The organism is Pseudomonas sp. GL93, from assembly GCF_003408955.1.
Taxonomy (GTDB): domain Bacteria; phylum Pseudomonadota; class Gammaproteobacteria; order Pseudomonadales; family Pseudomonadaceae; genus Aquipseudomonas; species Aquipseudomonas paracarnis.
On the sequence record NZ_NKRF01000053.1, the window covers coordinates 60,580 to 74,213 of the forward strand.

8 protein-coding genes are annotated in these 13,634 nt (G+C 57.4%); 5 read left to right on the top strand and 3 right to left on the bottom strand.

Translation table 11 applies throughout. The annotated features are described in order from the left end of the window. Positions 1 to 100: 100 nt before the first annotated feature. A complete protein-coding gene (locus CER19_RS08715; RefSeq protein WP_116666118.1) occupies positions 101 to 652 on the bottom strand; it encodes a sigma-70 family RNA polymerase sigma factor in 552 nt (183 codons plus the stop codon). Between the two features lie 230 nt (positions 653 to 882). On the opposite strand from CER19_RS08715, the gene CER19_RS08720 reads away from it, so the two are divergent. Next, positions 883 to 3,048, top strand: a complete 2,166-nt coding sequence (locus CER19_RS08720) for a condensation domain-containing protein (protein WP_116666119.1) — start codon at positions 883 to 885, stop codon at positions 3,046 to 3,048. 49 nt (positions 3,049 to 3,097) lie between these two features. Here CER19_RS08720 and basC read toward each other — a convergent pair whose 3' ends face one another. Continuing rightward, positions 3,098 to 4,426, bottom strand: coding sequence for a putative histamine N-monooxygenase (gene basC / locus CER19_RS08725; RefSeq protein ID WP_305955558.1), 1,329 nt, complete (start codon positions 4,424 to 4,426; stop codon positions 3,098 to 3,100). Positions 4,427 to 4,509: 83 nt separating this feature from the next. Beyond that, complete coding sequence (locus CER19_RS08730) at positions 4,510 to 8,871, bottom strand: amino acid adenylation domain-containing protein (RefSeq protein WP_116666121.1); 4,362 nt, start codon at positions 8,869 to 8,871, stop codon at positions 4,510 to 4,512. 141 nt (positions 8,872 to 9,012) lie between these two features. Here CER19_RS08730 and CER19_RS08735 point away from each other — a divergent pair, with 141 nt between their 5' ends. From CER19_RS08735 to CER19_RS08750, 4 genes are read left to right on the top strand one after another with little or no spacing between them, the layout of a single operon-like run. Beyond that, positions 9,013 to 10,158 carry an isochorismate synthase MenF gene (locus CER19_RS08735; protein ID WP_116666122.1) on the top strand — a complete coding sequence of 382 codons (1,146 nt, stop codon included), beginning with the start codon at positions 9,013 to 9,015 and terminating at the stop codon, positions 10,156 to 10,158. Between the two features lie 26 nt (positions 10,159 to 10,184). Further along, a complete protein-coding gene (locus CER19_RS08740; protein ID WP_116666123.1) occupies positions 10,185 to 12,020 on the top strand; it encodes a (2,3-dihydroxybenzoyl)adenylate synthase in 1,836 nt (611 codons plus the stop codon). Positions 12,021 to 12,059: 39 nt separating this feature from the next. Continuing rightward, positions 12,060 to 13,274, top strand: a complete 1,215-nt coding sequence (locus CER19_RS08745; RefSeq protein ID WP_116666124.1) for a histidine decarboxylase — start codon at positions 12,060 to 12,062, stop codon at positions 13,272 to 13,274. A gap of 14 nt (positions 13,275 to 13,288) precedes the next feature. Beyond that, positions 13,289 to 13,594 carry an isochorismate lyase gene (locus CER19_RS08750; RefSeq protein WP_116666125.1) on the top strand — a complete coding sequence of 102 codons (306 nt, stop codon included), beginning with the start codon at positions 13,289 to 13,291 and terminating at the stop codon, positions 13,592 to 13,594. Positions 13,595 to 13,634: the final 40 nt, after the last annotated feature.

Genomic DNA, 13,634 nt, shown 5'->3' on the forward strand with positions numbered 1-13,634 from the left:
CTGAATAACCACTGCAGGTAGCCTGAAGGCCACCTGGCTTCCTTTAGGTTTGCGTTGTATGCGCTGCGTACTTTGTATTCCGAACGGCAACGCAAAATCCTCAATCGAGACGTTCATTAATCGATGAGGCGGTGCCAGGCACCAGCCCGGGCACGAATGGGTAGCAGGCTCGCAGGCCAGACGCGATGTACTTCTCGACGGAAGACACCGACACTTTCAACTCGGAGGCAATGTCGCGGTGGCCCATGCCATGCAACTTGCACAGCAGCAGCGCTTGGCGGGTTTTGGCTGGCTTGCGGCGCAATGCGTCATCGATCTGAGCCAGCGCTTCACTCACGAGGGCACGTCGCTCCTCTGACGGGACCAGCAGTTCGGCCTGCAACTTGAGCGCCTCCAGATGGCGAGCCTCAAGACGACGTCGGCGATAAAGATCGATCACCATGCCTTTGGCGATTTGGGTCAGGTGGGCACGAGAATCCTCGGTGGAAGGAACCCTGCCTTTCTTGATGAGATTGAGATAGACATCGTGAGCCAGATCAGCGGCATCGACCGCGCTGCCCAACTTGCGGCGCAACAGGCTGCATAGCCAACCGTGATGGTCGACATAGAGCTTTTCAAATTGCTGCGTGGACGCGAACGCTCCGTTGTTCACAACACCTCTCCTGAGACGGTCAATTCGCGATCAGCTTTTGACTAATGCGAATAGGTATGATTATTATTTAATATCATACGGCGTTCATTGACCCCCTGCAAATGTGAGTTGCTTGCACCTTCTCTTGCGCCTGGATTTCTGAGCGTTACAGCAGACCGAGGATCGGCCTGTCGGCACTGAGGTGCCATCTCTACTTCTTACTGTTCAGTTTGATAAGGCGGGAAATTTCCATGATGGAACTCAATCCAGACTCGTTACCAAAACTGTCTGTCACTGATAACGAAGAGCATTTCTGGCTCTTGCAGCAGCAATACCCCGAACGCGTGCTCAAACACTTCAGCGCCTGGCGATTCGACGCCGACATTGACCTTTCACGACTCACGTCAGCGATCAGGAGCGTTATCGAAACACTGCCCGATCTGAATGCGCGCTACCTGTTTAACGACGATGGCGAAGTGCACAAAGTGCACGCCGCTGACTGGCAGTCCTGCCTTGAACTCATGCATCTCCACTCGGACGTAGAAGCCACCGAGCATTTGCGCGCGCAGCAAATGGCACCCTGGGACGCGCAAAACCAGCCGCCATTCAAGGCGTTGATTATCCAAACCGGGCACGACACTATCCTTGGTTTCATACTCCATCAGGTCCTCGACCAGACTTGCCAGGAAGACCATTTGTATCACCAGGTTTTGAGCGCCTATATAGGCCACTCGGCCGGCGATACGCCTTGGTTGCACGGTTTGGCGAATGGTGAAGCGCTATCTTCACCCATCCGTGCGCCCACCGCCCAGCCTGCAGCCAACGACGATGTTGCGTCGATTATTCTTGATGAGTTTCGAGCGGCTCTGGTAGAGCCTGACATGCAACTCACTGATGATTTCTTTGATTTCGGCGGTCATTCGCTACTGGCCACACGCATCATTGGCAAGCTGCTGAGCGGCCATGGCATTGAAGTCCAGTTCAATGATTTTTTCAGCGCGCCGTCGGCCGCCGCCCTGGCTGCACGCGCCCATGTTATCGAGCAAAACGATGCAACTGCTGTTGCCGTGGACCGCCAGCAAGACGTACAGAAGGCGCCTTTCGCGCTGGCCCAAGCCTCCCTTGGGCGGGCTTACGCAGCCTTTGAGTTCGGGACAATTTTCAACCTGCCCTTTGCCCTGGACTTCCTCGACCAGGTGGATGAAGCACTGTTCGAGCAAGCTTTCTGTGACCTGCTCAAGCGTCACGCCAGCCTGCGTTCAACCTTCCACTTAGAGGGCTCTGAGGCGTACCAGCAGATCGTGCCGTTCGAGCAACTGTCCGAATACAAGTGGTTCTGGTCAAGCCAGGAAAGCCGGGGTGCAACGCTCAAAAGCGAAGCCACCTATCAGTTCGACCTGACTCGCGAGCTACCCCTACGGGTTCGTTTCATTTACGACCCGCAACGCCAACGCCAAACCCTGTCATTGCTGATCCACCACATGGCCATTGATGAATGGTCACTCAACGTGATGATGGAGGAACTGGCTCAGGCCTACCTCGCCCGTGCAGCAGACAAAGCACCCACCTGGTCAGCGCCTGCACCGTCATTCCATGAGTTCGCCCTACGACAACAGGCCACTGGCATCAATCAACAGCATCTCGACTACTGGACGAGCATGTTGCGCGGCGCAACCCAGGGCCTGGCACTGCCCTCCCCTGACTATCAGGCCAGCGTGCCGGCCAGCGAAGTGTCGACGAATGCGCAGTGGTTCGAAATCAAACCCGACCAGGCGCTCACCGATAACCTGTATGCCTTCGCCAGACGGAATAACTCTTCGCTGTTCGGTGTGGTCTATACGGCCATTGCGTTATCCCTGCATAAGCTCGGTAATTTGAAAGACCTTGTGATCGGCACGTCCGCCTCCGGCCGCACCGACCCAGGGTTTTATGAAACCGTCGGTTACTTCACCACGATGGTGGCGCACCGGGTGCAGTTCGATCCCCAGCAGGCCGTTGGCGCACTGATTGAAAACACCACTCGCCTGATCAATGATTCCATGGCTTATGCCGATGTACCGATGGAGCAGATCCAACAAGCCCTCGGCATGACGCCCGCAGACGGCCTGCTGTTCGACGTGTACATTCAAATACACGCCAACAACGCCTTGAATGGCGCCCTGAGCACACCGGACGCCGGGACGATCCGCTACCGGCAGATTGACCCGGACAAGAACCAGTCGATGTTCGGTATTCAGTTCGAAATCATGGAGAACACGATCGACGGCAAACGCTCACTGCGCCTGGTCATTACTTACCGTTCGGACCGCTACAGCGCAGCACAGATGGCGCGCCTGAGCACGACCATTGATCAGGTGTTCGCGCTATTTACGACGCCCGACGCAGCCCGCACCGCCCTTAACCATATCCACCTATAACCCCCGATCAGGGTCTTGGTAATGCTACCAAGACCCTCAACCATCGGCTCTACGCTTCATGCATCCCGTAGCGCTGGAACGATGACCGTTTGGGCAAGCGGTAGCACGGCTGGCCGAGCAACTGGTTGATAATCGTTGCATTGCGAATCGCCGCAATCCCCAAGTCCGGCGAACCAACACCATGCTGGAAGATCTCCGCATTCTGCACGAAGACACGGCCCGTGCCTGCATCGCAGCGGCGTGCGGTGAAATCGTCCTGGACGATACAGTCACCATACTCATCGGTTTCAAGCACCACGCCCTTGAGCCTTTCAAACCACTGCGGCCATGTATGCCCGTAGCCTGTCGCCGCCACAATAGCATCGGCTTCAAGAGTGCCGGTCTGGTTCAATTCACGGTGCCGGTAATCGATTTTCAGCGTGCCATCAATCTCCTCCACCGCCTGCACCTCGCAATTGGATAGCAACGTCAGGCCCGGATCACTGCCGCCAATCGAGCGTTCATAGATCAGGTCGTAGATATCAGCGATGGTCGAGAAGCTAATGCCTTTGTACAGCAGCCCTTGCCCTGCAACGATGTCACGGCGTCGCTCCCGCGGAATGCTGTGGAAGTACTCCATGTAGGACGGCGTAAAACACTCCTGCCCCAGTTTCGAATACTCCATGGGATGAAAACCCGGTGAACGTGTGATCCAGCGAATCGACGCCCCTGCTGCAATCCGCTCGGGTGTCAACTCGCTGAACAAGGCCAACACACATTCGGCCGCACTTTGGCCGGAGCCAATGACCGTGACCCGCTGGCATTTCGACAACTGTTGCTGGCGCTTGCCGAACTCCGCCGAGTGCATCACCGGCGCAGTGCTCTTGACCTGTGCCCACTGGGGCAACAGTGGCGCAGTACCGACGCCAATCGCCAGGTCCCGACTGTGATAATAGCGCTTGAAGCCTGACACTGATTGGCTCTCAACCAGAAACCGGCCAGCGTTGGCGTCATACGTCACATCACAGATCTCCTCGCCGAAATGGCAGGCGGGCAGCTGCTGCGACGCCCAACGGCAGTAGTGATCGTATTCACGGCGAGGCACCTGAAAGTTTTCGTAATAGTAGAACGGATACAGGCGATCGTGCTGATGCAGGTAATTCAGATAACTCAGTTGATGGGTGGGGTCCGCCATCGTCACCAGGTCGGCCAGAAACGGAACCTGAAGCGTTGTGCCTGGCAACAAAAGCCCTTCATGCCAGCGAAACTCCGCTTTGCGGTCAAGGAATACACCGGTCACGCCAGGATGCTTGGACAGTAACGCGGCCAAACCCAGATTAAAGGGGCCAATGCCAACGCCGGTAATATCAACACTTTGTACATCCATCATCCAATCCATCTCCCTAGGCCCAACTGTTTGGTTATTGCAGTGGACGTGCGCGCAGGCGCGCCACCGCGCTTATATCAACATCCATTACACGCTCAGGAACCCTCAGCCATGAGCAGGCGTTCAACGTCTTGTGCATTGCGACAGCGCAGGAGCTGCCCTGGCGAAAGGCGCACCGAGAAATCCTCTTGGACCCGCGCCGAAATTGCCTTCAAATGCTGGGGCCGTAGCCCAAGGCTAATAAAGTCCACGCTGTCATTCGCCCCATCCGCCAGCGGTCGCCCCAGTACGCTCAAGTAGATATCCAATACCTTGTTGCGTGGGGTCGAGCGCCTCATCGCAGCGGGTTCACTTGCGTCATTTACCGAAGCCGTAAGAAGGCTGCGGGCCCGTTGACGATCAGGCTTGCCGTTCTGCGACAGCGGCAACGCGTCCACCCTGAGCAAACGCGTGGGCACATGGGAGTGCGGCAGGTGCTGGCGGGCGAAGTTGCGTAGTTCGGTGGTGGTCGGTTCTTCGCCGCCCTGCTGACAGACATACAAAGCGCCAATGCAAACCTCGCCTTGGCGCTGCTCGCCGTAATCCACGACCAACACGTGCCTGAGCGACGGATGATTGATCAGCGCTATCTCGATATCCGGAAGCGATACCCGCACACCGCGAACTTTCACGTAGCCATTTACCCGACTGTCGAAGATCAAGGTACCGTCGCGGCGGTAACGCCCACAGTCACCGGTCCGGAACGCCCGAACGGCTTGGCCATGTTCATCACTGACGGTCACGAACTCGCTTTGAGCCAACTCTCCGTTTTCGAGGTACCCCAGCGCGAGATTGACGCCGGCCGTGTGAATTCGGCCAACAACGCCTGCCGGGCAATGCTCGCCTCGTGGGTCTAGGACGAAGTAGCTATTACCGGGCAAGGGCCTTCCATAAGGAATCAGCGCACGGTCATCGTCCGTAATTTCATGCCAGATACTCCAGATGGTGGTCTCCGTCGGCCCACCCAGGGAAATCAACCGAGATGACGGCAGCAGTTCACGCAACTCGGCGATCACGGCCGGCTTGATGTAATCACCGCCCTGGGCAATCAAACGCAGGCTCTTCAAATCATGGGTGGTGCGGCATGAAAGGAGCATTTCTAAAATAGCGGGCACAGAGCACCACAACGTCACCTGATGCTGGGCGATCAACTGGTTCCAGCGTACTGCGTCCTTTTCCTCGCCGGCCCCGGTAAGCACCAGTGTTGCCCCTGCCGTCAGACATCCGAACACGTCAAACACCGACATGTCATGGTGCAGTGGAGTCACGGACATAAACACATCGCGCTCGGTGACAGCCCAATGTTCAAGGGTGCTGCCGACGACATTGGCGGTGGCTCGGTTGTTCAGAACCACGCATTTGGGTTTACCTGTGGTGCCCGAGGTATAAAGGTAATAGGCCGGGGCGTCGCTTAATGACAGGTCATCTAGCACGGGCATCGCCTGGGTCTGCACAGCCAAGAGTTCCGCCGGTGTTGCCGTAACTGAGCCGACAGACTCATGCTGGGCAATCACCACAAGATCGGGCTGACAGTTTTCCAGCAGGTAACGCAACCGCTCGGCCGGCGCTGAAACGTCGATGGGAACCCAGATTACGCCTGTCAGAGCACACGCCAACGTCACCATCGTATGTTCCGGGCTGCGAGGCAGACAGATGGCGACGACTTGCCCACGCGATAATCCGCGCGCTTTCAATGCCCTGATGATGCAGCACACGCTGTGGCCGAGTTCGGCATAGCTGATTAGCCGATCACCACTGATGAGAGCAATTTTAGTATTGGTCCGATCAAAGATATTGGTCGCGATCCTGTCGAGAAACCCTTCGCGGCACGCTTCAGTGACCCGACTATTGAACCGGTAGTGGCCTTTTTCGATTATCGCCTTGACATCAACGGCCAAAACCCCGCTTGTCGTCGCCTGGTCGATCGCCTTTTCGATTGCGTTCAAAACGGCGCTGACAATTTCTGGCTCCAGCACTGCGCGTGCATAGTCGATATCGAACACCAATTCGCCGTCGGCATTGGCCGAGAAGCGAATATCCATCGCCACCTGTGGCGTCTGGGTCAGACCGTCGTGCAGGCTCATCGGGCTGCCCTGCGCCGAGACCGGCCAGGAAAACCCGTTGGTGATCACCACCGGAAGCACCGGGCCGGGACCATGGGACTCAAACAGCAAACGTGCAAGGTCCACCCCTGAGAAGCTCAGGTGCTGCAACCCTTCCAGCACATCTACTTGCAGCTTGGCAGCGCGTTCGGCAAAGCCATCTGGCTCGGCGCTCCAATTGATCGCGATAAAGCTTGAGCGATTCGCAAAAGCACCGACCGTTTGAGGGGCAACAGGCACCGCAACACACAAACCGCCCTCATCGAGCCAGTGCGAGAGCACTTCCAGCACCAGTGCCATTAGCGTGGTGTTTTTAAACAGCCGCTGCCGCGCGCCCAACTTGCAATAGGCGCCGAACGCCGGCTTGGGGATCAGCAGGCTCTGTCGCTCGTAGCGTGAAGCGCCCACCCGATCCAGCGCAGTGATCCACGGCAGCCGCGGTGCCCCGCTGACTGCAGCGAGCTTGGTTTTCCAATAAGCGGAATCTGCCTTGCGCTTACTGACGAAATCCTCTGGCTCGGATGCCGCCTGTGGGAACGGCTCCTCGCCAGTTGCGCCGTCGAACAGCTCGACCATGAGAGTGGCGATTGAGCGCCCATCGAGAATCAAGGCGTCGAGGCGTACGAAGACGCTCAACTGGCCCTCCGGGAGCTTGAAGATCGTGACGTTCCAAGGCGAACGGTCCAGCTCGAACAACGCATGCGCATACGCCTCGCGGCGCGCCTCAACGTAGCTAAGTGCCTCTTCTGGCGATAAGGTCGTAAGGTCGACTTCGTCCAGGTTCAACTGCACCTCATCGCTGACGAACTGCACGAGTTTCTGCGCGTCGATGCGTACTCTCAGGCTTTCATGGCGCTGAACCATCTCGACCAGCCGGCTTCGCAGCAGTGCCGGATCCATAGCGCCGCGGTACTCGCGAAACTCTTGCATGGCCACACCACCCAGCGGCATCTGCGCGCTGCGCCCAAGCAAATAAGCCTGCTGTAAAGCGGTCAGTGGTTTTGCGACAACCGCTGGCTGGGAGAGTGGCTGGTCCAGAACAGCGGAGCACGCGGCCACCTCGCGCACCATCACCACGAAACGGTTGAAAAACTCCGACACCCAGGCTTGTGGTAACGCATCCAGACGGATATCCCAATTGATCAAGATGCCGCCGTCGGCGCAGGCAACCTGCGCGTCTAGCGCAACCTGAGGCCCTTGGGAAACCACCCAGTTCATGGGGCCCAACACTCGCCGCACGCGCTCAGAAAGAAGCTCTGAGCCAGACAGATCCAGCCCGGCGGTAAACACAACAGGGGCCAGTTGCGCAGCGCCATGATGACGAGACAGGTCGCGCATCAGGTTCACTCCGGGATAAGCGCAATGCTCGAGCAAATCCACCATATTGCCTGCCAGTTGCCTGCACAACTCGGCCAGGCTCCGGGCCGCCTCCAGATCGACATCCAGAATCAGCATGTTGGCAAAATCGCCGACGATCCGCTCAACCTCGCCCACCAGCGGAGTTCGCCAGAACGTAGGGACATTGAGGCGAAATCGCTTGTCTCCCGTTTGGGCGCCGAGGGCCGCCGCAAACACCCCCATCATCAAGGTAGACAGCGTTATTCTGCGTTCGCGGGCGAGACGCTGTAACGCCTGGCGCTCTTCTGGGCCCAGCCATGTGCTGAGTCGATCGCTGTGCGGCTGGTCAGGCTGGGCCTCAAGAAAAGGTAACGTCGGCGCCGGCGCGATATCAGGCAGACGCTCGCGCCACCAGAGACGGTCCCGGTCACGGGCCGTTTTAAGTGCGCTATCGGTGCGCGCTTTGTCATACCAGTCGAAGAAAGATGGCGTGTGTGGCAGAGCGGCCTCTGGATGTTCATAGAGCTCTGCCAGGTCTTCTATCAACGTGCGAAAACTGGATGGGTCAATGGCGATCATGTCCGTATCGACATGCAGCCGAAACGCATCATTGGCCAGCAGGCTCACGCAAAACCGCGCTGCGGGCCTCTGACACAGATCAAGCTGCTGATGAGTCCATTCCTCACGCTTGCAGAGCAGGCGCTGCGCAACCTCCTCGTCACTCATCCAACGTAAATCCTCGACCTCCAAAGGCGGTGACTGGTCCATCGCAGCAATGGATTGAAGCCCTTCTGCATTCAGCCTGACTCGCAGCATGGGGTGCAGCCGACATACCTGCTCAAGTGCCTTGCGCAGCCGCTCCAGCTCAATGCAATGGCCATCGAACTCGGCATACAAATGAGCTGAAACTTTCCCTAAAAACGCATGAGCAGTCCGCCCGATCCAACAGGCGGCTTGCATTGAAGTTAACTCTCTCATGGCTCACTCATGTGATTGACAAATCGTAATGATTAGCATCACATATTAGAAACGATAATGATTCAATTTCAAGATTTTCTTTTATCCCTAGGCCACGGAGGCTTCCCCCAAATGAGAACGGGCACCCTAAGAACGAACGAGATGGAAGAGGTGCAACTCGCAGAGGTACAACATAGTTTTTCGTTCACATCCGGCGATCGCGAGTTAGCGGTCACCGGGATGCTGCAGAGAATTGAAACACCTGCCATTGGCGGCGATGACGCCAATAGCCTGTTCCAGCAGACAATTGCGCAAGCGTTTGATCGGGCGCGCGAAGCTGGCCAGAGCAACCCAATCATCGTTGGCGCCATCCCTTTCGACCCTGCTGAACCTTCCTGCCTCTACATTCCTGAACACGCGCAATGGCGGACCCGAGACATCCACGCGAGAACGGGTATGTCGACGCTGCCTGAGTTGATCGAACAGAAAAACATTCCGGACGAACAGGCCTTCAAACGGGCGGTGGAACACGCCGTTGTCAACTTCCGCCACAGCGACGTACGCAAGGCTGTGCTCTCGGTTCAACGCGAGCTGATATTTGCAAACGATGTGGATGTGAGTGCCCTGCAGCACAACCTGAAAGCCCAGAACCCGAGCGGCTACCACTTCTGTGTGCCAATGCCTGATGGCACCACGCTGATCGGTGTCAGTCCCGAACTCCTGGTCCGCAAGGAAGGCCTGAGCTTTCTGTCCAACCCGCTGGCAGGGTCGGCCAAGCGCATGGCCGATCCAGAAGCCGACCGGCGCAATGCAGACTGGTTGCTGACATCGGAAAAAGATCACTACGAACACGGGTTCGTGACCCAGGACATCGTCAGCCAACTCGGGGAACTGTGCACGCAGCTGAATGTGCCGCAACGCCCCTCCCTCATCAGCACGCCCGCGCTCTGGCACCTCTCGACCCGCATTGAAGGCACGCTGGCAGACCCGGCTGTATCGGCCTTGCAGCTTGCCTGCCGCTTGCACCCCACACCGGCTGTGTGCGGCTTCCCTACCGAGCGCGCCCGGCGCCTGATTCGCTTCGTCGAACCCTTCGAGCGCGGCCTGTTCACCGGCATGGTGGGTTGGTGCGATGCCCAGGGCAATGGCGAATGGGTCGTAACGATTCGTTGCGGCACTGTCAGGCGAAACAAGGTCCGCCTGTTCGCCGGCGCAGGCATCGTTGAGGCCTCAAGCCCTAGCTCCGAATGGGCAGAAGTCCAGACCAAACTTGGCACCATGCTGCGCGCCTGCGGATTGGCCCACTAACTCGAATTTTTTCACACGTGAATATTATGACTATTGAATTTAACCACTGGCCTCTGGAAAGCGCACAGCGTTATCGGGACAAAGGCTATTGGCTCGACAAACCGCTCACCCACCTCCTTCAAGAACGCAGCCAGTCGCAACCCGATGCCCCCGCGATTATTTGCGGCGATCGCCACTTCAGCTATGCCGAGTTGGACCAATTGTCTTCCAACCTGGCCTCGCGACTGGCCGCCAGCGGGCTTGGCAACGGTGACACTGCACTGGTGCAGTTGCCCAATATCGCGGAGTTTTACATTGTCCTTTTTGCCCTGCTCAAGTCAGGAATCGCCCCCCTCAACGCGCTCTACAGCCATCGCAAACTTGAACTCAAGAGTTACGCCAAACAAATCGCGCCAACGTTGTTGATTGCCTCCCGCGAGCATGAAGTCTTCCGTGACGACAGCTATATCGCCGACTTCAAGGAGGTGGGTTCAAGTCCAGACATCATCTTGCTGTTGGGCGAGCAACGTCACGAAAACAACCTCGCCGACTGGATCAATACGCCGAGCGAGAGCAACGTGAACGTCTCCCCCTCGAGGCCCGGCGAGGTCGCATTGTTCCAACTGTCAGGCGGCAGCACGGGGACCCCCAAACTCATCCCCCGCACTCACAACGACTATTACTACAACGCCAGGGCAAGCGCGCAAGTATGCGAACTTACGCCACGCACGCGCTTTCTATGCGCGCTACCTGCCGCCCATAACTTCTTGCTCAGCTCCCCCGGCGCCCTCGGTGTTCTGCATGCTGGCGGCTGCATCATCATGGCGCCCAGCCCGGAGCCCTTGACCTGTTTTTCGATCATCCAGCGCCAAGAGGTCAATACTGTGGCCTTGGTACCAAGTGCAGTCGCCTTGTGGCTGCAGGCAGCGCCGGAGCATAAAGAACAACTGCAATCGCTTGAGTTCCTCCAGGTCGGTGGCGCCTGTTTTGCCGACTCGCTGGCACGCCAGGTGCCCGGCGTACTCGGTTGTAAGCTGCAACAGGTATTCGGGATGGCCGAAGGCCTGATCAACTACACCCGGCTAAATGACTCCGACGAACAGATTTTTACTACCCAGGGCCGTCCGATCAGCCCCGACGATGAAATCAAAATCGTTGACGAACAAGGCCTCCCCGTCCCGGACGGAGAACCTGGCATGCTGGCCACACGTGGCCCTTACACCTTTTGCGGGTACTACCAAAGTCCCGAACAAAATGCCCAGGCGTTCGATAACGAGGGTTACTACTACTCCGGTGACCTCGTCCAACTCATGCCGAGCGGCGATTTGCGCGTGGTCGGCAGGGTCAAGGACCAGATCAACCGTGGCGGTGAAAAAGTCGCCTCGGAGGAAATCGAAAACCTCATCGTCCTCCATCCGGATGTGACTCACGCGGGCCTGGTGGCCATGCCCGATGACAGGCTGGGAGAAAAAAGCTGCGCGTTCGTCGTCTCACGTAACCCGAGCCTGAAGCCGCCCGCGCTCAGACGTCACCTGATGGAACTCGGCATCGCCGAATACAAACTGCCCGACCGCATCCGGCTAATCGCGACCATGCCGCTGACCCCCGTGGGCAAGATTGACAAGAAGCGCCTGCGTCAGCTTCTGGCAGCGGAAACCACCCGCGCCTGGTTGCAGACTCGCGTGCTGCAACTCGTCGAGGACTGTGAAGACCTGGACCCTGAGGAAAACCTGATTTTCTATGGCCTCGACTCCTTGCAAGTGATGAGACTCGCGGCCGAACTCAAGGAACGTGGCATTGCCGTCAGCTTCGAAGAACTGGCGGATTCGCCCACGCTCAGCAGCTGGTGGTCATTGGTAGACGCGAGGCAGATAGCCGCCTGACCGGGCGGCGTCACCCAGTCGATTTAAAAGGAGTTAGACATGACTTTATCCCCTGCCGACCAAAGCAAGCTTGAAGGCTTCTGGCAGCACTGCGTGACACATCAGTATTTCAACATTGGGTATCCCGAATCAGCCGATTTTGATTACTCCCAGCTGCACCGTTTCTTGCAATTTTCGATTAACAACTGCGGGGACTGGAACGAGTACAGCAACTACCTGTTGAACTCGTTCGACTTTGAAAAAGACGTCATGACGTATTTTGCCGAGCTGTTCAACATTGCCCTCGAAGACAGTTGGGGTTACGTCACCAATGGCGGGACGGAAGGCAACATGTTTGGCTGCTACCTGGGACGCGAACTGTTTCCGGACGGCACCCTGTACTACTCGAAAGACACCCACTACTCCGTGGCAAAGATCGTCAAATTATTGCGGATCAAATGCCGTGCGGTCGAATCGTTGCCCAATGGCGAAATCGACTACGACGACCTGATGGTAAAAATAACCGCCGACCAGGAGCGTCACCCCATCATCTTCGCCAACATCGGCACCACGATGCGTGGAGCCGTGGATAATATCGTGACCATCCAGCAACGCCTGCAACACGCAGGCATTGCCCGCCACGACTACTACCTGCACGCTGATGCGGCCCTGAGCGGGATGATTCTGCCCTTCGTCGATCACCCACAACCCTTCTCGTTTGCCGACGGCATCGACTCGATCTGCGTCTCCGGCCACAAGATGATCGGCTCGCCCATTCCTTGCGGAATTGTCGTGGCCAAACGCAAAAACGTCGCGCGCATTTCAGTGGAAGTGGACTATATCCGGGCCCATGACAAGACCATCAGCGGCTCGCGCAACGGCCACACACCCCTGATGATGTGGGCGGCACTGCGCAGCTACTCATTGGCTGAATGGCGCCATCGGATCAAACACAGCCTGGACACGGCACAGTACGCCGTCGACCGCTTCCAGGCCTCGGGCATTGATGCCTGGCGCAACGAAAACTCCATCACCGTCGTGTTCCCTTGCCCATCAGAAAGAATTGCGACGAAATACTGCCTGGCCACCTCCGGTAATTCGGCACACCTGATCACCACACCTCATCATCACGACTGCAGCATGATCGACGCCTTGATCGACGAAGTGGTTACCGAAGCTCAACTGAATACCCTTCGATCTAAGCGAACATTCACTGAACACGCGGTCGTCGAGCGATTGCCGACGGCGTCATTCAACTTGCGTACTCATTATTGAAAGAGACCAGCACCATGCTGCCACTAAAACCGCCACAAGCCTGCGAGAACCTCAATGACATTCGAGCGGGCATCGACTTTTTTGACCGCCAGATCCTCGACTCGCTACAAAAACGCCTGCGTTACGTAAAGGCTGCGGCGCAGTTCAAAGCCAACGAACAGGACATTCCAGCACCTGAACGCGTCGCGGCCATGCTTGAGGAGCGGCGACTATGGGCGGTAGAAGCCGAGCTTGATGTCGCTTTCGTCGAGAAGCTCTACGAGCAGATTATTCACTGGAACATTCAACAGCAAATCCTGCATTGGCGGGCCACCCGATAACCAACGTACTCGGCGCAGGCCAAGTCATGACGATGGCGGG

Excerpts from the sequence above, each read along its gene's own strand:
- CER19_RS08720 (WP_116666119.1), top strand. The coding sequence starts at position 883 with ATGATGGAACTCAATCCAGACTCGTTACCAAAACTGTCTGTCACTGAT.
- basC (WP_305955558.1), bottom strand. The coding sequence starts at position 4,426 with ATGGATTGGATGATGGATGTACAAAGTGTTGATATTACCGGCGTTGGC.
- CER19_RS08730 (WP_116666121.1), bottom strand. The coding sequence starts at position 8,871 with ATGAGAGAGTTAACTTCAATGCAAGCCGCCTGTTGGATCGGGCGGACT.
- CER19_RS08735 (WP_116666122.1), top strand. The coding sequence starts at position 9,013 with ATGGAAGAGGTGCAACTCGCAGAGGTACAACATAGTTTTTCGTTCACA.
- CER19_RS08740 (WP_116666123.1), top strand. The coding sequence starts at position 10,185 with ATGACTATTGAATTTAACCACTGGCCTCTGGAAAGCGCACAGCGTTAT.
- CER19_RS08745 (WP_116666124.1), top strand. The coding sequence starts at position 12,060 with ATGACTTTATCCCCTGCCGACCAAAGCAAGCTTGAAGGCTTCTGGCAG.
- CER19_RS08750 (WP_116666125.1), top strand. The coding sequence starts at position 13,289 with ATGCTGCCACTAAAACCGCCACAAGCCTGCGAGAACCTCAATGACATT.